A 20426-nucleotide genomic window follows, 5' to 3' on the forward strand; every position below is an offset into this window, starting at 1 on the left:
CGGATCAAGCGGCCTTCTGTGCGCCATTGGGACGGATGCCCAGGAGATGGCTGATCGCAAACACGAGGTCCGCGCGGTTCATGGTGTAAAAATGAAAGGTGTCGACGCCATGCTTGGCGAGTTTTTGCACCTGGCCGGCGGCGACGGTCGCGGCGACCAGCTTGCGCGTCTCGGCGTCGTCGTCGAGGCCTTCGAACTTATCCGCCAGCCAGGTCGGCACCGTCGTGCCCGCGCGGGTCACGAAGCTGCGCGCCTGCTTGAAATTGTGCATCGGCATGATGCCGGGGACGACCGGAATATCGATGCCGCGGGCGCGGACGCGATCGAGGTAGCGGAAGTAGAGGTCGTTATCGAAGAATACCTGCGTGATGGCGCGCGCCGCGCCGGCGTCGACCTTTGCCTTGAGCGTGTCGATATCGGCATCGATCGTCGGGCTCTCCGGATGCTTTTCGGGATAGGCCGAAACCGAGATTTCGATATCGGGATAGCGCTTCTTGATGCCTTCGATCAGATCGGGCGAACTCTGATAGCCGTCCGGATGCGCGTGATAGGCGGTGCCGATGCCGCTGGTCGGGTCGCCGCGCAGCGCCACGATGTGGCGGACGCCGATCTCGTGATAGCGCGCCACCACGTCGTCGATCTCGCCCTTCGGCGCGCCGACACAGGTCAGATGCGCCGCTGGCGTCAGGCGGGTCTCTTTCAGGATGCGCGCGATGGTCGAATGGGTGCGCTCCCGGGTCGATCCCCCGGCGCCATAGGTCACGGACACGAAATTCGGCGTCAGCGGCGCCAGCCGGTTGATGGTCTCCCACAGGCTCCGCTCCATCTCTTCCGTCTTGGGCGGGAAGAACTCGAAGGAGATCCTGGGCGAATGCAGCGCGCGATGGCCGTCGAAAGCGGGGGGCGTAACCTCGGTCATGGCACTTCACTAAGCTCCGAAAGGATGGGCCGGCATCAAGCCCTAGCGGCAGTCAGCTAAAATAGGCCAAACGAGCCTCGCCAAACAGCCCATCGTTGATGGGAAATAGCCCAATTACTGTAGGAATATGCGAAATATTGACTTTATGGAAATGGCGGTGGGCGGCAAGGAGCTTTGCTATTAGTTAGTATAAACATATAGTTATACAGACATCGGCTTTCCATAGGAGGTGTTCTGGATTGTGGGCAGGTTACCAATGTGGTCAACTTGTCACGTATTGTCCCACTTATGGTCCGCGTCCCGCCGCTGCTTTCCCCACAAGCGCGGGCCTGATCTGCGCCGACCGGGCCTTTGTCGCCCTCGCTTACCACATTAGTTTAGCGCTATGATCCCGCTTTCAGTCCTCGACCTCTCCGTCGTCACCACAGGCACCCGTCCGGCCCACGCGCTGCAGAACAGCATCGATCTGGCGCGCCATGTCGACGGCCTCGGCTATGTCCGCTACTGGCTCGCCGAGCACCACAATCTGGCCTCGGTGGCGAGCCCCGCGCCCGACCTGATGATCGGCCAGATCGCCGCGGTAACGAACAACATCCGCGTCGGCTCCGGCGGCGTGATGCTGCCCAACCATGCGCCGCTGGTGGTGGCCGAGCGCTTCAAGATGCTGGAGGCGCTGTTCCCCGGCCGCATCGATCTCGGCCTCGGCCGCGCGCCCGGCACCGATGGCGCCACCGCGCACGCGCTGCGTAGCCGGCTCGACCGCCGCGAGGGCGATGACTTCCTCGAACGCTTAAGTGAACTGGTGTTGTGGGAGACCCGCGATTTCCCGGCCGGCCATCCCTACAACAACGTGGTGGCGATGCCCGACGACACGCCGCTGCCGCCGATCTGGCTGCTCGGTTCGAGCGATTACAGTTCGGAGCTGGCGGCGCAAGTCGGCATGGGCTTCGCGTTCGCGCATCATTTTGCGTCCTATGACGCGATCGCGGCGATGACCAACTACCGCGACCATTTCAAGCCATCCGGCTGGCGCCCCACGCCGCATGGCATCCTCGCCATCGCAGCGGTCGCAGCCGAAACCGATGCGGAAGCCGAACAGCTCGCCTCCTCGATGGACCTCAACCGCCTGCGCCGAGACCGCGGACAATACCTGCCGCTGCCGAGCGTCGAGGAAGCGCTGGCCTACAATTACAGCGACGCCGAGCGCGCCTCTGTCATGCGCAACCGCTCGCGCTTGTTCGTCGGCAGTCCCGCGACGATCCTGTCGAAGCTTGAGCCGATGATCGCGGCAAGCAAGCCGGATGAACTCATGATCATCACCGCTGTCTACGATCACGACGCGCGCAAGAGGTCGTACAGTCTGCTGGCGGATGCCTTTGGGCTGGGCAAGAAAGCTGCCGCCTAGATCGTGATGACTTTTCTGCAAATCATTATCTCATTCTCTTCTTAGCATTTCTTAGCATTCCTGCCTTTCAGCATTCCTGATCTGCATGCCTGCGTTTGTTCAAGCCTCCGAAGCAACCAAGCGTTGTCAAGGAAGTTGTTGAGGTCTCCAGCCAAGGAGACAAGCAATGGAACTGAAATCTGCTGTTGTCGGGTTGGCCGCCCTAGGCGGCGTTATACTCGCTGCCGGCTCGGCTACTGCCGCGATGCCGAACGGGCTTCCGCATGCCGACCAGATCTCACGCCAGGCTGCGAATACCGAGCAGGTCCGCTGGGTCTGCAACGCCTGGGGTCGCTGCGTGTGGCGTCCGGGTCCGAGATGGGTCGCCGGCGGTTGGGGCCCGCGCCCCGTGTGGCGTCCGGGATGGCGCGGCGCTTATGCTTGGGGCGGGCCAGTTTGGCGCCCGCGGCCCGTGTGGGGTCCGCGCCCCGTGTGGGGTCCGCGTCCAGGATGGGGTCCGCGTCCAGGGTGGGGCTGGTAACGGCCGGTGGTGATCGGAGAGGGGGCGTACATCGGCTGATAACGCCGCGAGTACCGCTTTCATAATATCCGTATCCGCTGCACCGTTAATGCCGCGCAACTCGCCGCTCGCCGGTAAGGGTCCGGCTGTGGCACGTCACGAATCTGCGCTCTCCGCGCCCACGGCAGCAGTCGTGGGCCGGTAGACGCGAACAGATGCGTGTGCGTCCCTCAATCCTGCTTCTCGCTAAACGTCGCGCGGAACGGATGCGCCGGGTAGACCCCGACGATGCGAAATTCGCGCGAGAAGAATTTCAGTTCTTCCAGCGCAAAGGCGAGACCCCTATCATCGGGGTGGCCGTCGACATCGGCATAAAACTGGGTCGCAAAGAAATTGCCGTCGACCATGTAGCTTTCCAATTTCGTCATGTTGACGCTATTGGTGGCGAAGCCGCCGAGCGCCTTGTAGAGCGCGGCCGGCAGGTTGCGTACCCGGAAAACAAAAGTGGTAACCAGCGGGCCAGAGTTTGGCTTGGCCCAATCGGCTTCGCGCGCCAGCACCACGAAGCGCGTGGTGTTGTGGGCTTCGTCCTCGACGTCTTCGGCGAGGATATCGAGGCCGTAGATTTGCGCCGCCAGGCGGGACGCGATCGCGGCCACGCTCTTGTCCTTGCGCTCGGAAACGTCGCGCGCACTGCCGGCGGTATCGGCCGCAACGATCGGCTTGATGCCGAGCTTGCGGATGATGCGGCGGCATTGCCCGAGCGCGTGGACGTGGCTCTCCACCGTCTTGATGTCCGAAAGCTTTGTGCCCTTCGGTGCCATCAATTGATGGCGGATCGGCAAAAACCATTCACCGACGATGAACAGGCCGGAGGCCGGCAGCAGATGATGGATGTCGGCAACCCGGCCGGCGACCGAATTCTCGATCGGGATCATGCCGAGGTCGGCCTCGCCGGAGGAGATCGCGGACAGCGCATCCTCAAAGGTCGCGCACGGCAACGGCTCGGCGTCGGGATAGGCCTCGGCGATGGCGATATGGGAATTGGCGCCAGGCTCGCCCTGGAATGCGATTTTGAGCTTCTTGGTCATGCGGGGCCTTTTAGCAGCGGCTCAGGTTTTTGCCAGCATGCGCCGGGCGGTTTCGAGGTCGGCCGGGGTGTCGACCCCGCGGGGGACGCTGTCGACGATGGTGATGTCGATCCGCATCCCGGCCTCCAGCGCGCGGAGCTGCTCGAGCTTCTCCTGCTGTTCCAGCGGAGACGGCGGCAGCGCTACGAACCGTTCCAGCGCGGCGCGGCGGTAGGCGTAGAGGCCGATATGGTGGTAGCGCGGGCCGTCGCCATGGGGCGCCGTGGCGCGGGTGAAATAGAGCGCACGAAGCCGGTTTGGGCCGATCGGCGAGCCGACCGCCTTCACCACGCTGGGGGCCTGGTCCTCTTCTTCGGTATGGATCTGCGAGGCCAGCGTCGCGATGTCGACGGTGGGGTCGTCGAGCGGTGGCAACGCGGCCCGGATGGTTTCCGGCGCGATCGTGGGAAAGTCGCCCTGCAGGTTGACCACAATCTCAGCCCGCCCATCAGGATCGATCGTCCGCATGGCCTCGTGGATCCGGTCGGAGCCGGAGGGATGATCGGCACGGGTCATCACCACCTCGCCGCCGGCGGCTTTCACGGCGGCCGCGATCTCGGGCGTGTCGGTGGCGACCGCCACCCGGCCGATTTGGGCCTCCTCGGCCCGCCGCAGCACGTGGACGATCATCGGCAGGCCGCCGATGTCGAGCAGCGGCTTGCCAGGCAGGCGGGTTGCCGCCATGCGGGCGGGAATCAGCACCAGGATGCGGGTATCGGTCATCGGAACGAGGGTCTGGGGCCTTGCGAAAACAGGCCGGAAATATAATGGGGATTGGCGGAAAGTCGGCGCGTTTATACGGGTTGCCAGAGCCCGGGCAAACCGATATCTCAACCTCTGCTGAGGGTGCGGCGCGAAAGGCTGATTCCTGATGCGCACCCGCGGCCGTTTTGCCGGCCTTCAGTCGACCTTCCCGGCCTGGAGCCTGATCCCACTATGGACTCCTTCGAACTCAACAAAATTCTCGGTGCCATCCTCGGTACCTGCCTCGTTATCCTGGTGACGAGCTTTGCCGCTCATGCGATTTTCGCGCCCGTGAAACCAGAAAAGCCGGGCTTCGAGATCGCCGTGAAGGAAGACGCCTCTCACGCTGCCAAGGAAGCCGCAGCTCCCTCCGAGCCGATCGAGAAGCTTTTGCAGACCGCCTCCGTCGAGAAGGGCACCGCCGCCGCGAAGAAGTGCGCCGCCTGCCACACCTTCGAGAAGGGTGGCCCGAACCGCGTCGGCCCGAACCTCTATAATGTCCTGAACGAGCCGAAGGGCGCGGGACGTGGCGGGTTCAATTTCTCGGCCGCCATGAAGGGCAAGGGCGGCACCTGGACCTATGACGATCTCAACAAGTTCCTTGCCAATCCCAAGGCCTTTGTTCCGGGCACCGCGATGGGCTTTGCCGGCATTCCGAAGGACAGCGAGCGCGCCGACGTGATCGCCTATCTGCGCAGCCTTTCGGAAAGCCCGGCCCCGCTGCCGACCGCGGCAAAGTAAGATTTCGACAGTCCTGCAGGGACTTCCGCGCGACATTGCGGCCAGGCATTGCCTGGCCGTTTCGCTATGAGGGATCGCACTGTTGTTGTCGGAGTTGTTACCGGGACTTTTCGCCGCAGCGGCGGTGTTCCCAAGCTGCTATCATGAGGAAAAAGCAACGTAATCTGTCGAACCCTTGCCTTATATTGGGTCCTCACTAGCTCGGCCTCGTTGTTATCGTTGTTCGTGGCAGGGACGGCGAACTTCAAAAGCAACGGATACTGGCGTCAGCAACAGGAATTCTGCATTTGGCCATTACCCGACGACATCTTCTCCAGGGCGGCGCGGTTGCCGCCATGACCCCCGCGCTGGGGCTTGCTCCCGGAATCTCGGCGATTACGCCAGCCTACGCCCAATCGGCGTCCGGCGAACTCACGTGGCAGCATGCGCTGTCGCTGTTCGGCGAAGTCAAGTACCCGGCCGGCTTCAAGCGCTTCGACTACGTCAATCCGGAGGCCCCTAAGGGCGGCACCGTACGTCAGATCCAGATCGGGACGTTTGATAACTTCAACCTTGTGGTTGCCGGCGTCAAAGGATCGCTCGCAGGCGGCGTTCAGTTGATCTACGAATCTCTGATGACGCAGTCGCTGGATGAGGTTTCGACCGAGTACGGCGAATTGGCCGAAGCCGTCAGCCATCCCGAGGATTTCTCCTGGGTCACGTACCGTCTCAGGCAAGAGGCGAAATGGCACGACGGAAAGCCTGTCACGCCTGACGATGTGATCTTCTCACTTGACGCGTTCAAGAAAAATCATCCGCAGTATTCGGCTTACTATCGCCATGTGATGAAAGCTGAAAAAGTCGGTGATCGCGAGATAAAGTTCAGCTTCGATGCGCCTGGCAATCGCGAGCTCCCGCAGATCGTTGGACAGCTCACGATCTTGCCGAAGCATTGGTGGGAGGGCGCTGACAGCGAGGGCCGCAAGCGCGACATCTCCGCGACGACGCTGGAGAAGCCGCTGGGTTCGGGCCCCTATCGCATCAAGGAGTTTGTTCCAGGAAGGACGCTGACGCTGGAGCGTGTGAAGGACCATTGGGGGCGCGATTCCAGCACGAATGTCGGACGTAACAATTTCGACGAGCTGCGCCTGGAATATTTCCGGGACTCGACGGTCGCACTCGAGGCGTTCAAGGGCGACCAGGTCGATTGGCGCACCGAAAACAGCGCCAAGAACTGGGCGACGGCCTACGACTTCCCGGCCGTCAATGACAAGCGCGTGCTGCTCGAGGAGTTTCCAAACCGCAGTTCCGGAATCATGCAGGCATTCGCGCTGAATATCCGGCGTGAGCAGTTTAGGGATCCGCGCGTGCGCCGCGCGCTGAATTTTGCGTTCGATTTCGAGGAAACGAACAAGCAGATGTTCTTCGGTCAGTACAAGCGCATCAGCAGCTACTTCGATGGCACTGAACTGGCTTCAAGCGGCGTGCCGGAAGGCAGGGAGTTGGAAATACTCGAAGCCGTCCGCGCCGAAGTGCCGCCCGAGGTATTCACGAAGCCCTATACCAATCCGACCGGCGGCAATCCCGAAGCGGTTCGTGAAAATCTACGTGAGGCGCTGCGCTTGCTGAAGGAAGCTGGGTACGAGGTGCGCGAGCGCAAGCTTGTCGATAGCAAGACGGGAGCACAATTTGCGCTCGAATTGCTCGGTGCAGACCCGACCTTCGAACGGGTGATGCTGTTCTTCAAGCCGTCGCTGGAGAGGCTTGGCATCGCCGTCAGCGTGCGCACAATCGATCCGACACAGTATGAGAACCGGCTTCGCAACTGGGATTTCGACGTGGTCGTCTCGTCGTGGGCGGAATCGTTGTCACCCGGAAATGAACAGCGCGAATATTGGGGTTCGCAGGCGGCGGACATGGCGGGTTCGCGCAATGTCATCGGCATCAAGAATCCGGCCATCGACAAATTGATCGAGCGGCTGATCTATGCCAAGGGTCGGGATGACCTTGTTGCCGCGACCAGGGCACTCGACCGCGTGCTGCTGTGGAATCACTATGTCGTGCCGCAGTGGAATTATCCCAAGGTCCGGACCGCACGCTGGGATCGCTTCGGCAGGCCGTCCGAATTGCCCAAATACGGCCTGTCGGGCTTCCCGTCGCTGTGGTGGTGGGACGCCGACAAGGCAGCCAAGATCGGAAAGCGCAGTTGAAGGGATCGCGCATGGCGCTACTCAATCGCCGGCACGTGCTGGGTCTCGGTGTCGGCGCGCTGAGCGCTGTCGGCCTCAGACCGGCAGCCACCGCTTCCGAGGTGGGCACTGAAACCCACGGCATGTCGGTGTTCGGCGACCTGAAATACCCCGCCGACTTCAAGCATTTCGACTACGTCAATCCGCAAGCGCCGAAAGGCGGATTGTTTTCCACGATCCCGTCGACCCGTGCCTATAATCAGTCCTTCCAGACATTCAATTCCTTCAACGCCTTCATCCTCAAGGGCGAAGGCGCGAAGGGCATGGAGCTGACCTTTGACTCGCTGATGGCGCGCGCCAACGACGAGCCTGACGCGATGTACGGTCTCGCCGCAAAGTCGGTGTGGATCTCGCCTGACAAGTTGACCTACCGTTTCACGATGCGCCCCGAGGCGCGTTTTCATGACGGCTCGAAGATGACGGCGCATGACGTCGTCTTCTCGCTCAACACGCTGAAGGAAAAGGGTCATCCGCTGATCCTGGTACAGCTGCGCGACTTCGTGAAGGCCGAGGCGCTCGACGATGCGACGGTGGCCGTGATCTTCGCGCCAAACCGCGCCCGCGACGTCCCGCTCTATGTTGCAGGCCTGCCGATCTTCTCCAAAGCCTATTACGCGAAGCGCCCGTTCGAGGAATCGACCACCGAGATTCCGCTCGGCTCAGGGCCGTACAAGGTGGGAAAATATGAAATCAACCGCTACGTCGAATACGAACGGGTGAAGGATTGGTGGGCAGCCGATCTTCCCGTCAACCGCGGCAGCCACAATTTCGATACCGTGCGCTATGAGTTCTATCGCGACCGCGACGTGGCGTTCGAAGGCTTTACCGGCAAGAACTATCTCTACCGCGAGGAGTTCACCGCGCGCATCTGGGCGACGCGTTACGACTTTCCGGCGATCAAGGACGGCCGCGTCAAGCGCGAGACGCTACCGGATGAACTGCCGTCGGGTGGACAAGGCTGGTTCTTCAACACCCGCCGCGACAAGTTCAAAGACCCCAAAGTGCGCGAAGCGGTAATCAATGCGTTCGATTTCGAGTGGACCAACAAGACTGTGATGTACGGCGCCTATGCGCGCACGGTGTCGCCGTTCCAGAATTCGGACATGGTGGCGACCGGGCTGCCCTCCCCCGAAGAGCTGAAGCTGCTCGAGCCGTTCCGCGGGCAGGTGCCGAACGAGGTGTTCGGCGAGCCGTTCGTGCCACCGGTATCGGATGGATCGGGCCAGGATCGGCAATTGCTGCGCAAGGCGCAGCAATTGCTGCAGGAGGCAAAGCTTCCCGTCAAGGACGGCAAGCGGCTGATGCCGAACGGTGAGATCTTTGCGATCGAATTCCTGCTCGACGAGCCGTCGTTCCAGCCTCATCACGCGACCTTCATCAAAAATCTCGGTCAGCTCGGCATCGAAGCCAGCATCCGGTTGATTGACGCCGTGCAGTATCGCGCGCGGGTGGAGGCCTTCGATTTCGACGTCGCGATTATGCGCCTGAGCATGTCGCCCACGCCGGGCGACAGCCTGCGGCCGTACTTCACGTCGCACGCGGCTGCCACCAAGGGATCGTACAATCTGGCGGGAGTGGCCAATCCCGCGATCGATGCGCTGGTCGACAAGGCCATCGGCGCCGAAACGCGCGCCGATTTGACGATCGCGTGCCGCGCGCTCGATCGTGTGTTCCGGGCCGGCCGCTATTGGGTGCCGCAATGGTATCGCACCAACCACCCGATCGCCTATTGGGACCTGTTCGCGCATCCGCCAAAGCCGGCACGCTACACGCAAGGCACCGGTGCGCCCGACAATTGGTGGTATGACGCCGCCAAGGCCGCGAAGCTCGAACAGGCGAAGTAATTCATGACGGCCTATATCGCCCGCCGCATTCTCCTGATGATCCCGACGCTTCTGGGAATCCTGTTCGTCTCCTTTGTGGTCGTGCAGTTCGCGCCCGGAGGCCCGGTTGAACGGGTCATCGCGCAGCTCTCGGGCGCCGACACTGGCGGCACGTCGCGGGTATCGGGCGGCGGTGGCGATTTCGGCGCGCGCGGCAACCAGGCCGGCGCGGCGGCGGACGCCGTCGGTTCGAAATATCGCGGCGCGCAGGGGCTCGATCCTGACTTTATCAAGAAGCTCGAAGTCCAGTTTGGCTTCGACAAGCCGGCGCCCGAGCGTTTTGCGCTGATGTTGTGGAATTTCGCACGCTTCGATTTCGGCAAGAGCTATTTCCGCGATGTCAGCGTGATCCAGCTCATCAAGGAGAAGCTGCCGGTCTCGATGTCGCTCGGCATCTGGATGACGCTCCTGACCTACCTGATCTCGATCCCGCTCGGCATCCGAAAGGCTGTGCAGGACGGATCAAAGTTCGACACCTGGACCTCGGGCGTGATCATCATCGGCTTTGCGATCCCGGGATTTCTGTTCGCTATTCTCCTGATCGTGCTGTTCGCCGGCGGTTCGTTTTTCAACGTGTTTCCGCTGCGCGGCCTGACCTCGGACGGCTGGGCGCAGTTTCCCTGGTATTGGAAGATCATCGACTATTTCTGGCACATCACGCTGCCGCTGCTCTCGATGGCGCTCGGCGCCTTCGCCACCATGTCGCTGCTCACCAAGAACTCGTTCCTCGATGAGATCCGCAAGCAATATGTCATGACCGCGCGCGCCAAGGGCTGCAGCGAGCGGCAGGTCCTCTACAATCACATCTTCCGCAATGCGATGCTGATCGTGATCGCCGGCTTCCCGAGTGCGTTCATCCACGCCTTTTTCTCCGGCTCGCTGTTGATCGAAACCATCTTCTCGCTCGACGGCCTCGGCCTGCTCGGATTCGAAAGCGTGCTGAACCGCGATTACCCCGTGGTATTTGGAACACTGTTCATCTTTTCGCTGGTCGGTCTCGTGGTCAACCTGATCTCCGACCTCGCTTATATGTGGATCGATCCGAGGATCGATTTTGAGGCGAGGGAAGTCTGATGGCGATGCTCGCGCCCCAGCCGGTCGAAACCACCACGCAGTCACCGCTCGGCGAAGTCGTGCCGCCGGTGCGCCACGCCTTCCAGCCTTCGCCGCTCAATCGTCGCCGCTGGCATAATTTCAAGGCAAACCGCCGCGGCTACTGGTCGTTCTGGGTATTTGCGGTCCTGTTCGTGGTCTCGCTGTTTGCAGAGTTGATCGCCAACGACCGGCCGTTCCTGATCAAATATGACGGGCATCTCTACTGGCCCGCCTTCGTCACCTATTCCGAAACCACTTTCGGTGGCGACTTCGAGACCGCTGCCGACTATCGCGATCCCTACTTGCAGAAGCAGATCGCGGAAAAGGGTGGCACCGTCATCTGGCCGCTGATTCGCTTTTCCTACCACACCCATAATCTCGACCTGCCGACGCCGGCGCCGTCGCCGCCGACCTGGATGCTCACCGAAGCGCAGTGCAAGGAGGTCGTGCAGAAAAAGGGCCTCAAGGGCTGCAGCGACCTCGAATACAACTGGCTCGGCACCGACGACCAGGGCCGCGACGTCGTGGCGCGGCTGATCTATGGTTTTCGCATTTCGGTGCTGTTCGGCCTGACGCTGACGATTGTCTCCTCGATCATCGGCATCGCGGCCGGCGGCGTGCAGGGCTATTTCGGCGGCTGGATCGATCTGACCTTCCAGCGGCTGATCGAGGTCTGGACTGCCATTCCTTCGCTGTATCTGCTGCTGATTCTGTCCTCGGTGCTGGTGCCGGGCTTCTTTGTCCTGCTCGGCATCTTGCTGTTGTTCTCCTGGGTGTCCCTGGTCGGGCTGGTGCGCGCCGAGTTCCTGCGCGGACGAAATTTTGAATATATCCAGGCGGCGCGGGCGCTCGGCGTTTCAAATCCGGTGATCATGTTCCGTCACCTGTTGCCGAACGCGATGGTCGCGACGATGACGTTCCTGCCCTTCATTGTGTCGTCCTCGGTGATGACGCTGACGGCGCTGGATTTTCTCGGCTTCGGCCTGCCGCCCGGTTCGCCGTCGCTCGGCGAATTGCTGTCGCAAGCAAAGGCAAACGTGCAGGCGCCCTGGCTCGGTTTCACCGGCTTCTTCTCGGTCGCAATCATGCTGTCGCTTTTGATCTTCATCGGCGAAGCCGCGCGCGACGCCTTCGATCCGCGCAAGACGTTCAGGTAGGGGCCACGGGCATGGACGCTATCAATCAGCCCCTGCTCGATGTCCGCGACCTCTCGGTGGCGTTCGGCAACACGCTCGCGGTCGATCAGGTCTCGTTTTCCGTCAAGCGCGGCGAATGCGTGGCCCTCGTCGGCGAGTCCGGCTCCGGAAAGTCCGTCAGCGCATTGTCGATCCTGAAGCTGTTGCCGTATCCGGGCGCCTCGCATCCCTCTGGCAACATCCGCTTCCGCGGCCGCGAGCTATTGACCGCGGCGGAAAGCGAGATGCGCGAGATCCGCGGCAACGACATCTCGATCATCTTTCAGGAGCCGATGACCTCGCTCAATCCGCTGCACACGATCGAGGCGCAGATTGGCGAGATTCTGCTCCTGCACAGCGGCATTAGCGGACAGACGGCGCGGGCGCGGACGCTGGAGCTCCTGACGCAGGTCGGCATTCCCGATCCCGAAACCCGGCTGAAGAGCTATCCGCATCAACTGTCCGGCGGCCAGCGCCAGCGCGTCATGATCGCGATGGCGCTCGCCAACGAGCCGGACCTTTTGATCGCGGACGAGCCCACCACCGCGCTCGATGTCACCGTGCAGGCCCAGATCCTGGCGCTGCTCGCCGAAATCAGGTCGCGGCTCGGCATGAGCATGCTGTTCATCACCCATGACCTCGGCATCGTCCGCCGCATCGCCGACGTCGTCTGCGTGATGAATTCGGGCAAGATCGTCGAGCAGGGACCGGTCGAAGAGGTCTTCACCGCGCCGAAACATGCCTATACCCGCGCGCTGCTTGCGGCAGAGCCGAAGCCGGATCCGGCGCCGCCGCGGCCCAACGAGCCGGTGGTGATGTCGGCCGACAATCTCAAGGTCTGGTTTCCGATCAAGCGCGGGCTGTTGCGCTCGACCGTCGGTCATATCAAGGCGGTGGATGGCGTCAGCATCGCGGTGCGCAAGGGCGAGACGCTCGGCGTTGTCGGCGAATCCGGCTCGGGCAAGACCACGCTGGGGCTGGCGCTGCTCCGGCTGATTTCCTCTGATGGCCCGATCGTGTTCCTCGGCAACAACATCCAGGGCCTGCGCTTCAAGGCTATGCTGCCGTTCCGCCGCGACATGCAGATCGTGTTTCAGGACCCGTTCGGCGCGCTGAGCCCGCGCATGTCGGTCGGCGATATCGTCGCCGAGGGATTGAGCGTGCATCAGAAGTCGCTGTCGTATGAGGAGCGCGAGACGCGCGTCGTCAAGGCGCTGCGAGACGTCGGCCTCGATCCGGAAACGCGCTTCCGCTATCCGCATGAATTCTCCGGCGGCCAGCGCCAGCGTATCTCGATCGCGCGCGCGGTGGTGCTGGAGCCGAATTTCGTCGTGCTGGACGAGCCGACCTCAGCGCTCGACATGCTGTTCCAGGCGCAGATGGTCGACCTGTTGCGCGAGTTGCAGCGCAAGCGCGACCTGACCTACATGTTCATCTCGCACGATCTGCGCGTCGTGGCTTCGCTGGCGAGCCACCTGATCGTGATGCGCCACGGCAAGGTGGTGGAGGAGGGGCCCGCCGCGGAGCTCTTCAAGAACCCGAAGAGCGACTACACCCGCGCCCTGTTCGCCGCCGCGTTCCGGATCGAGGCCGTGCCGGAGGCGTAGTAGAGGTCGTCATTCATACGCCGCGGCTTCTCGGCTCAATCGCCAGTTCTCTGGAATACCGTCATCACCTGCAGGCGGGTGATGACGGTGAAGCTTGCGGCTACAACCGCTTGATCGCCGTGACCTCGCTGCCGACCGCCTTGATCCGCGCAATTGCCTCTTGGGTGTTCTCGATCACGGTCGCCATGTGATGCGCGTTGGCGTGCACGATGGTGTCGGCGTCGCGGACGATGGCGACGTGGCCTTTCCAAAAAATCAGGTCGCCGCGTTGTAATCGCTTCGCCTCGGCTGCGTCGAGTGTTCGACCGAGCCCATCCTGCTGCATATCGCTGTCGCGCGGGCAGCCGGTGCCGGCGGCGTTCAGTGAAACCTGGATGAGGCCGGAGCAATCGATGCCGAGCGAGCTCTTGCCGCCCCACAGATAGGGCGTGCCGACGAAACCTTCGGCGACCGCGACGAAATCCTTTTCCATCGCGTCGAGGCTGCCGACATGCCGTCGCGGCAGATACCAGCCTTCGTCCGTGACGGCGAACGCGCCGTCTTCACGGGCAACCGTTACGCGCGCACCCAAAGAAAGCGTCTCGACCGGCGGCAGCTTGATCGACGGGCCCGGGAACGCGAACGTCCGCAAAGCGGTGATCTTGTGCGTCGGCGCGGCCGCAGGCTTTGTCAGCGCCGCATCCGGAATCCAGCCGACATAGCCGTCGCTGTTCAGTTGCCCCCAGGCAAAGCCCTCGCCGTTGTGGTCGTAGATGGTGACGCGCTCGCCCTTCAGCGCTTGCGTCGACAGCATGGCATCCGCAGCAGGTCCCTCGCGCATTGGCGCGATGGCATCGCGCACGCCAAATTCCTCGCCCACGACGAAGCGCGCGGCCTTCACCTTGCCTTCGAGATATTTCGCGGCGACTTCGGGCCGTGCCGGCGTCAGGCGCGGATCATCCATAGCGTTCGCTCAGCAGTTTGTAGATCGCGCGAGCGGCCTGGCATTCACCGCCTTCGGGACGCGCGGGTTTTGCCGAAGGCGTCCAGCCGTAGATATCGACATGCAGCCAGCTCTTTGCATCGGTGACGAAGCGCTGCAGGAACAGCGCGCAGGTGATCGAGCCGGCAAAGCCGCCGGACGGTGCGTTGTTGATGTCGGCCACTTTGGAATCGAGCCAGGAATCGTAAGGCGGCCACAGCGGCATTCGCCACAACGGATCGTTCTCCCCTTTTGCGTGGGCGGCAACGGCTTCGGCCAGTGTCTCATCATGGGTGTAAAAGGGCGGTAAATCCGGCCCCAACGCCACCCGCGCCGCTCCCGTCAGGGTGCCGAGGTCCACCAGTAGATCCGGCTTCTCTTCGTCCGCCAGCGCCAATGCATCCGCCAGCACCAGCCGTCCCTCGGCGTCGGTGTTGCCGATCTCCACCGTCGGTCCCTTGCGCGATTGGAAGATGTCGAGCGGGCGGAAGGCGTTGCCGGCCACCGCGTTCTCGACCGCGGGGATCAGCGCGCGTAGCCGGACCTTCAGCTTCGCATCCATCACCATCTGCGCCAGCGCCAGCACGTTGGCGGCGCCGCCCATGTCCTTTTTCATGATCAACATGCCGCTCGACGGCTTCAGGTCGAGGCCGCCGGTGTCGAAACAGACGCCCTTGCCGACCAGCGTCACTTTGGGATGGGCGGGATCGCCCCAGCTCAGATCGATCAGGCGCGGGGCGCGCGTCGAGGCCATGCCGACGGCGTGGATCAGCGGAAAGTTCTGCTTCACGAGCTCATCGCCGATGATGCAGTTGAACGTGGCGCCGAATCGCGTCGCCAACGCTTGCGCCGCCTGCGCCAGTTCTTCCGGGCCCATATCGTTCGACGGCGTATTGATCAGGTCGCGCGCAAGTGCTGCCGCCTCCGCCATCCGCGCGATATCGGTGACATCGATGCCGTCGGGCGGCACCAGCCGGACGTCGGGCCGTTCCGCCTTGCGATAGCGGCCGAACCGATAGGTGCCGAGCGCAAAGGCCAGCGTCGCGAGCCGCACATCATGCGGCGCATTGGCAAAGCGATAGACGCCCGGCGGCAGCAGGCCCGGCAGGGCGCCGGGCCTGAACAGATCGCGGGATTTGCTGCTCTCTTCCTCGATGCCGAAAACGACCTGTGCGATCTTCCCGTCGGGCGCGGGCAACGTCAGGCATTTGCCGGGCTTGGCGGTGAAGTCATTGGCCGCCGCAAACTGCCGGGCCTGCTCGGGAAGCTCCCTGGCGATCGCGGCCCAATTCGTTTTGGTGGCGAAAATGATCGGAATGGCAGCGGCGTCGGGCGCGGTCTCGAACGGGGATTGCATGCGGGTCTCGCGGAAGGGGACGGGTGGGGTGGTGCCGATGGCATAGCACGGCCAATTAACCGGTCGTTAGGGTTAACAGTCTATTGCTGGCTCGTTCGGCTCCATTCGTCAGCCATTTCCCCGTGAGTTGAAGTGCCATGCGTCGACAGTCCAGCTATTCCCGGTCTCTTGCCGGGTCTCTCGCTCGGTTCCTCTCCTCCGCGGCCGTGACGGCGGTTCTCGCCGCAGGCCTTGGCGGCTGCCAGACCATGTCCGACATAACGGGGTCGCTGACCTCATCGTCATCGTCCTCCAAGGCGCAAGCCGCTCCCGACGATCCGCGCCGCGCGGTCGAGGTTTACGGCGAGCGATATCGCGCCAATCCCAAGGATGCCGAGGCGGCCTTGGGATACGGCCAGGCGCTCCGCGCCACCGGCCAGCGGGCCCAGGCCGCCGCCGTGCTCGAACAGGCCACCATCGCCAATTCCGGCAACAAGGCGCTGCTTGCCGCTTACGGTCGCGCGCTCGCCGATAACGGCAATTCGCAGGCGGCCTTCGACGTGCTCAGCCGCGCCCATTCACCCGCCAATCCCGACTGGCGCATTCTTTCAGTGCAGGGCACCACGCTCGACAAGATGGGCAAGCACGAGGAGGCCCGCGGCTATTATGCGAGCGCGCTGAAGATCGTGCCGGAAGAGCCGTCGGTGCTGTCCAATCTCGGTCTCTCCTACATGCTGACGCGGGAATTGCCGAAAGCCGAGGAGACGCTGCGGCGCGCCCATTCCAATCCCCGCGCCGACGCAAGGGTGCGGCAGAACCTGGCGCTCGTGGTCGGCCTGCAGGGCCGCTTCGCGGAAGCCGAGACCATCGCCAAGGGCGACCTGCCGGCCGACGAGGCGACCGCCAACGTGGCCTATTTGCGGGAAATGCTGAGCCGCAAGGACAAGGACAATTCGCGTCCCGGCAACAAGGCGACTGTCCCGGTCGCAGCCCTCAACCGGCCCGACTGATTATCGCAGTCGTCAACGCCCGCCAAGGCGGGGATCCAGTATTCCAGAGCTGTTCGTAATCGCGCCCGGCGGCGCGGCGTACCGCCACGCCTTGTCCTCGCGTCGGCCAAACTGCGGCACCCCAACACTTCTGCGTCAAGACTTCTGTGTCAAGATTTTGCCGTGGCCTTTCCGGCTTGCCGAAGTCCTGGCGAGGCAGCAAGCCCGCGCGACGACGACGGTCGAAGGCGCGGCGTCCGCCGCGCCCGCTGTTCGCGTTACGGCATCATCTGGATCTTGATGTAGGTCGGTCCGAGAATGACGATGAACAGGCACGGCAGGAAGAACAGGATCATCGGCACGGTGAGCTTCGGCGGCAGCGCGGCCGCCTTCTTCTCGGCCTCGTTCATCCGCATGTCGCGGTTTTCCTGCGCCATCACGCGCAGGCTCTGGCCGAGCGGAGTGCCGTAGCGTTCCGACTGCATCAGCGCCAGGCAGACCGACTTCACGCCCTCAAGGCCGGTGCGCTTGGCCAGGTTCTCGTAAGCCACCTTGCGGTCTTGCAGGTAGGACAATTCGGCCGTGGTCAGCGAGAATTCCTCCGACAGCGCGATCGACTGCGATGTAATTTCGGTGGCGACCTTGCGGAAGGCGACTTCGACCGACATGCCGGACTCGATGCAGATCAGCAGCAGGTCGAGTGCGTCGGGAAAGGCGCGGCGGATCGAGAGCTGGCGCTTGCTGATGGCATTCTTCAGGAACAGCATCGGGGCCTGCAGCCCGAGATAGGCGGCGGCGACGCAGATGCCGAGCTTGACCGTCAGCGATTTGTCCATCTGCGTAATCACGAACACATAGAGGGCCGCGCCGATAAACAGTACGATCGGTGTCACCGCGCGGGCAAACAGGAACGTGACGTAGGGCGCGTGGCCGCGATAGCCGGCCATGATCAGCTTGTCGCGCGCGGCTTCCTGCGCCAGCCATTTGGTCAGGTTGAAATCTTCCACCACCTTGGAAACGAGTTGCTTCGGGGTTTGCCGCAGCGACACCTTTTCCGATTTGACGAGGCGCTCGCGCTCGCGCTGCCGGAGCCGTTCGCGCTCGCTGGCAACCGCCTTCATGCGCTTGGCGAGGCCTTCGCCGGCAAACAGCGGCATGATCAGCGTATAGGCGGTCGCGCTCGCCGCGATGGCGGCAAGCAGCATCGTCATGAACCGCGCGTCGTGCATCTTGGCGATCAGAAAATCAATCATGGCTGCACCGTCAGAAGTCGAAATTGATCATTTTTTGCATCACCAGGACGCCGATCGTCATCCAGACGACGCAGCACACCAGCATGAGCTGACCGATTTGATGGGTCCAGAGCAGCGCGATGTAGTCGGGCGTCGACATCCAGACCAGCAGCATCACGATCGGCGGCAGCGAGCCGATGATGCTCGCGGAGGCCTTGGCTTCCGTCGACATCGCCTTGATCTTCTCCCCCATCTTCTTGCGGTCGCGCAGCACCTTGGAGAGGTTGCCGAGCGCTTCCGACAGGTTGCCGCCCGACTTCTGCTGGATCGCGACCACGATGCCGAAGAAGTTTGCCTCCGGTAGCGGCATCCGCTCATATAGCCGCGCGCAGGCCTCGCCGAGCGGCATGCCGATGGTCTGGGTTTCGATGATGGCGCTGAATTCGCTCCTGAGCGGCTCGGGTGAATCGGCTGCCACCACCTTGATCGATTCGAACAGCGGCAGACCGGCCTTGATGCCTCGCACGATGACGTCGACGGCGTCGGGCAGCGCCTTCAGGAACGCCTTCTCGCGGCGCTTCTTGAGAAAGCCCAGGACCCAGCGCGGCAGGCCGAGGCCGGTGCCGAAAGCCATCACGGCGGCGCCCAGCAGGCTGCCGCCGATCACAAAGGCGAGCACGAATCCGACCGCGCCGGAAATGCCTGATACGATCCAGAATTTCTGGGGTGTCCAGGATCCCAAACCCGCCTGTGCTAGGCGGGTGGTGAGCGGGACGGACTTCTCCTTCTTGCGTCGCGCGTCGAGTTCCTTCAGCGATCCCTCGACCTGCTCACGGCGCGAACGCTGGGTTTTCTCGGCCTGACGCGCCGGAGCGTCGGAACGCGCGATCGAGGCGCGGCGAGATTCGGCCTTCCTCTGGCCCGACAGCGATGGATAGATGAATACCCAGGCCAGGCCGCCAATGGCGGTAGCGGCGAGAAACGCCAGTGCGAGCGTCTGTATGCTCATGGACTCCTCACGTCGTTTCGGTGACTTCGGCGGCGTCGAGCGCGGCCGCAAGCCGCTTCTCTTCGCCGTAATATCGCGCCCGTTCCCAGAACCGCGGACGTCCGATGCCGGTCGAGCGGTGCCGCCCGATGATCTTGCCGTTCGCGTCTTCGCCGACCATGTCGTACAGGAACACATCCTGGGTGATGATGGTGTCGCCCTCCATGCCCATCACCTCGGTGATGTGGGTGATGCGGCGCGAGCCATCACGCAGGCGCGCGGCCTGCACGATGACATCGATCGAGGCGCAGATCATCTCGCGGATGGTGCGCGAGGGCAGCGAGAAGCCGCCCATCGTGATCATCGATTCGCAGCGTGACAGGGCTTCGCGCGGGTTGTTGGCGTGCAGCGTTCCCATCGAACCGTCGTGGCCGGTGTTCATGGCCTGCAGCAGGTCGAATGCCTCGGGTCCGCGGACTTCGCCGACGATGATGCGTTCGGGGCGCATACGCAGGCAGTTGCGGACGAGTTCGCGCATCGTGACCTGGCCTTCGCCTTCGATGTTGGGCGGCCTGGTTTCCAGCCGCACCACGTGAGGCTGCTGCAGCTGAAGTTCGGCGGCGTCTTCGCAGGTGATGACGCGCTCGTCCTCCTCGATGAATTGGGTCAGGCAGTTCAGCAGCGTGGTCTTGCCCGAGCCGGTGCCGCCCGAGATCAGAACGTTGCAGCGAACGCGGCCGATGATCTGCAGGATCTGCGCGCCTTCCGGCGAGATCGCGCCGAACTTGACCAGCTGGTCGAGCGTCAGCTTGTCCTTCTTGAACTTACGAATGGTGAGGGCGGGCCCGTCGATCGCCAGCGGTGGCACGATGGCGTTGACGCGGGAGCCGTCGGCCAAGCGGGCGTCGCAGATCGGCGAGGATTCGTCGACGCGCCGGCCGACCTGGCTGACGATGCGCTGGCAGATGTTGAGCAGCTGCTGGTTGTCGCGGAAGCGGATGCCGGTCTTCTGGATCTTGCCGGCGACTTCGATGAACACCGTGCCGGCGCCGTTGACCATGATGTCGGCGATGTCGTCGCGCGACAACAGCGGCTCCAGCGGGCCGTAGCCGAGCACGTCGTTGCAGATATCGTCGAGCAGCTCTTCCTGCTCGGCGATCGACATCACGATGTTCTTGATCGCGATGATCTCGTTGACGATGTCGCGGATTTCCTCGCGCGCGGACTCGCCGTCGAGCTTGGCGAGCTGGGCAAGGTCGATCGCCTCGATCAGGGCGCCGAAGATGGTCGCCTTGACCTGGTAGTAATTGTCGGATCGCCGCGCCTCCATGGCGGGGGCGGGCGGCGCCTTGGCGGGGGCGATCGGCGGCGAAGCCACGGTCGGCGCGGCGACCTCGCGCGTTGCTACCGCGGCGGCAACCGGCTCCGGCGCCTGGATGGCGGGCCTCAGCGCCCGCGTATCGCTATCATTTCCACTACGCTTACCGAACACGA

General features: G+C 63.1%; 16 protein-coding genes. 8 read left to right on the forward strand and 8 right to left on the reverse strand.

Features of this window, described 5'->3' with window-relative positions; all coding sequences use genetic code 11:
• Positions 1 to 4: 4 nt before the first annotated feature.
• Positions 5 to 919: a methylenetetrahydrofolate reductase [NAD(P)H] gene (metF, locus tag V1286_RS00440; RefSeq protein ID WP_334476843.1), complete on the reverse strand. Its 915-nt coding sequence runs from the start codon at positions 917 to 919 to the stop codon at positions 5 to 7.
• Between the two features lie 385 nt (positions 920 to 1304).
• Between metF and V1286_RS00445 the strand changes: the two genes are divergently transcribed.
• Positions 1305 to 2324 (forward strand): LLM class flavin-dependent oxidoreductase, encoded by a 1020-nt coding sequence (locus V1286_RS00445; RefSeq protein ID WP_334476845.1) that lies wholly within the window; start codon positions 1305 to 1307, stop codon positions 2322 to 2324.
• 729 nt (positions 2325 to 3053) lie between these two features.
• Here the strand turns inward: V1286_RS00445 and V1286_RS00450 are convergent.
• Complete coding sequence (locus V1286_RS00450) at positions 3054 to 3914, reverse strand: prephenate dehydratase (RefSeq protein WP_334476848.1); 861 nt, start codon at positions 3912 to 3914, stop codon at positions 3054 to 3056.
• 21 nt (positions 3915 to 3935) lie between these two features.
• Positions 3936 to 4676: a 3-deoxy-manno-octulosonate cytidylyltransferase gene (locus V1286_RS00455; protein ID WP_334476850.1), complete on the reverse strand. Its 741-nt coding sequence runs from the start codon at positions 4674 to 4676 to the stop codon at positions 3936 to 3938.
• A gap of 213 nt (positions 4677 to 4889) precedes the next feature.
• On the opposite strand from V1286_RS00455, the gene V1286_RS00460 reads away from it, so the two are divergent.
• From V1286_RS00460 to V1286_RS00485, 6 genes are all read left to right on the forward strand, one after another.
• Positions 4890 to 5438: a c-type cytochrome gene (locus V1286_RS00460; protein ID WP_334476852.1), complete on the forward strand. Its 549-nt coding sequence runs from the start codon at positions 4890 to 4892 to the stop codon at positions 5436 to 5438.
• 287 nt (positions 5439 to 5725) lie between these two features.
• On the forward strand, positions 5726 to 7627 hold the full coding sequence (locus V1286_RS00465) for an extracellular solute-binding protein (protein ID WP_334476854.1): 1902 nt from the start codon (positions 5726 to 5728) through the stop codon (positions 7625 to 7627).
• 11 nt (positions 7628 to 7638) lie between these two features.
• Positions 7639 to 9510, forward strand: a complete 1872-nt coding sequence (locus tag V1286_RS00470; RefSeq protein ID WP_334476857.1) for an extracellular solute-binding protein — start codon at positions 7639 to 7641, stop codon at positions 9508 to 9510.
• A gap of 3 nt (positions 9511 to 9513) precedes the next feature.
• Positions 9514 to 10623 carry a microcin C ABC transporter permease YejB gene (locus tag V1286_RS00475; protein ID WP_334476860.1) on the forward strand — a complete coding sequence of 370 codons (1110 nt, stop codon included), beginning with the start codon at positions 9514 to 9516 and terminating at the stop codon, positions 10621 to 10623.
• On the forward strand, positions 10623 to 11801 hold the full coding sequence (locus V1286_RS00480; RefSeq protein ID WP_334476862.1) for an ABC transporter permease: 1179 nt from the start codon (positions 10623 to 10625) through the stop codon (positions 11799 to 11801). Before V1286_RS00475 ends, V1286_RS00480 begins: the two co-directional genes overlap by 1 nt.
• 11 nt (positions 11802 to 11812) lie before the next feature.
• Positions 11813 to 13426: an ABC transporter ATP-binding protein gene (locus V1286_RS00485; RefSeq protein ID WP_334476864.1), complete on the forward strand. Its 1614-nt coding sequence runs from the start codon at positions 11813 to 11815 to the stop codon at positions 13424 to 13426.
• A gap of 100 nt (positions 13427 to 13526) precedes the next feature.
• On the opposite strand, the gene V1286_RS00490 is transcribed toward V1286_RS00485, so the two are convergent.
• Together V1286_RS00490 and V1286_RS00495 are read right to left on the reverse strand one after the other, a co-directional pair.
• Positions 13527 to 14369, reverse strand: coding sequence for a C40 family peptidase (locus tag V1286_RS00490; protein ID WP_334476866.1), 843 nt, complete (start codon positions 14367 to 14369; stop codon positions 13527 to 13529).
• The gene (locus tag V1286_RS00495) at positions 14362 to 15744 is read right to left on the reverse strand and encodes a leucyl aminopeptidase family protein (RefSeq protein ID WP_334476869.1); all 1383 of its coding nucleotides are present in this window, start codon (positions 15742 to 15744) and stop codon (positions 14362 to 14364) included. Before V1286_RS00495 ends, V1286_RS00490 begins: the two co-directional genes overlap by 8 nt.
• 137 nt (positions 15745 to 15881) lie before the next feature.
• Here V1286_RS00495 and V1286_RS00500 point away from each other — a divergent pair, with 137 nt between their 5' ends.
• Positions 15882 to 16733, forward strand: a complete 852-nt coding sequence (locus V1286_RS00500) for a tetratricopeptide repeat protein (protein ID WP_334476871.1) — start codon at positions 15882 to 15884, stop codon at positions 16731 to 16733.
• Positions 16734 to 16990: 257 nt separating this feature from the next.
• On the opposite strand, the gene V1286_RS00505 is transcribed toward V1286_RS00500, so the two are convergent.
• The 3 genes from V1286_RS00505 to V1286_RS00515 are packed head-to-tail and all read right to left on the reverse strand — an operon-like array spanning position 16991 to position 20424.
• On the reverse strand, positions 16991 to 17965 hold the full coding sequence (locus tag V1286_RS00505; protein ID WP_334476873.1) for a type II secretion system F family protein: 975 nt from the start codon (positions 17963 to 17965) through the stop codon (positions 16991 to 16993).
• A 10-nt stretch (positions 17966 to 17975) separates the two neighbouring features.
• Positions 17976 to 18953: a type II secretion system F family protein gene (locus tag V1286_RS00510; RefSeq protein ID WP_334476874.1), complete on the reverse strand. Its 978-nt coding sequence runs from the start codon at positions 18951 to 18953 to the stop codon at positions 17976 to 17978.
• A 7-nt stretch (positions 18954 to 18960) separates the two neighbouring features.
• Positions 18961 to 20424, reverse strand: coding sequence for a CpaF family protein (locus V1286_RS00515; protein WP_334476875.1), 1464 nt, complete (start codon positions 20422 to 20424; stop codon positions 18961 to 18963).
• Positions 20425 to 20426 lie beyond the last annotated feature (2 nt).

This window comes from Bradyrhizobium algeriense (assembly GCF_036924595.1).
GTDB lineage: Bacteria > Pseudomonadota > Alphaproteobacteria > Rhizobiales > Xanthobacteraceae > Bradyrhizobium > Bradyrhizobium algeriense.

Excerpts from the sequence above, each read along its gene's own strand:
- V1286_RS00495 (WP_334476869.1), bottom strand. The coding sequence starts at position 15,744 with ATGCAATCCCCGTTCGAGACCGCGCCCGACGCCGCTGCCATTCCGATC.
- V1286_RS00485 (WP_334476864.1), top strand. The coding sequence starts at position 11,813 with ATGGACGCTATCAATCAGCCCCTGCTCGATGTCCGCGACCTCTCGGTG.
- V1286_RS00480 (WP_334476862.1), top strand. The coding sequence starts at position 10,623 with ATGGCGATGCTCGCGCCCCAGCCGGTCGAAACCACCACGCAGTCACCG.
- V1286_RS00490 (WP_334476866.1), bottom strand. The coding sequence starts at position 14,369 with ATGGATGATCCGCGCCTGACGCCGGCACGGCCCGAAGTCGCCGCGAAA.
- V1286_RS00475 (WP_334476860.1), top strand. The coding sequence starts at position 9,514 with ATGACGGCCTATATCGCCCGCCGCATTCTCCTGATGATCCCGACGCTT.
- V1286_RS00450 (WP_334476848.1), bottom strand. The coding sequence starts at position 3,914 with ATGACCAAGAAGCTCAAAATCGCATTCCAGGGCGAGCCTGGCGCCAAT.
- V1286_RS00460 (WP_334476852.1), top strand. The coding sequence starts at position 4,890 with ATGGACTCCTTCGAACTCAACAAAATTCTCGGTGCCATCCTCGGTACC.
- V1286_RS00505 (WP_334476873.1), bottom strand. The coding sequence starts at position 17,965 with ATGATTGATTTTCTGATCGCCAAGATGCACGACGCGCGGTTCATGACG.
- V1286_RS00445 (WP_334476845.1), top strand. The coding sequence starts at position 1,305 with ATGATCCCGCTTTCAGTCCTCGACCTCTCCGTCGTCACCACAGGCACC.
- V1286_RS00510 (WP_334476874.1), bottom strand. The coding sequence starts at position 18,953 with ATGAGCATACAGACGCTCGCACTGGCGTTTCTCGCCGCTACCGCCATT.
- metF (WP_334476843.1), bottom strand. The coding sequence starts at position 919 with ATGACCGAGGTTACGCCCCCCGCTTTCGACGGCCATCGCGCGCTGCAT.
- V1286_RS00470 (WP_334476857.1), top strand. The coding sequence starts at position 7,639 with ATGGCGCTACTCAATCGCCGGCACGTGCTGGGTCTCGGTGTCGGCGCG.
- V1286_RS00455 (WP_334476850.1), bottom strand. The coding sequence starts at position 4,676 with ATGACCGATACCCGCATCCTGGTGCTGATTCCCGCCCGCATGGCGGCA.
- V1286_RS00500 (WP_334476871.1), top strand. The coding sequence starts at position 15,882 with ATGCGTCGACAGTCCAGCTATTCCCGGTCTCTTGCCGGGTCTCTCGCT.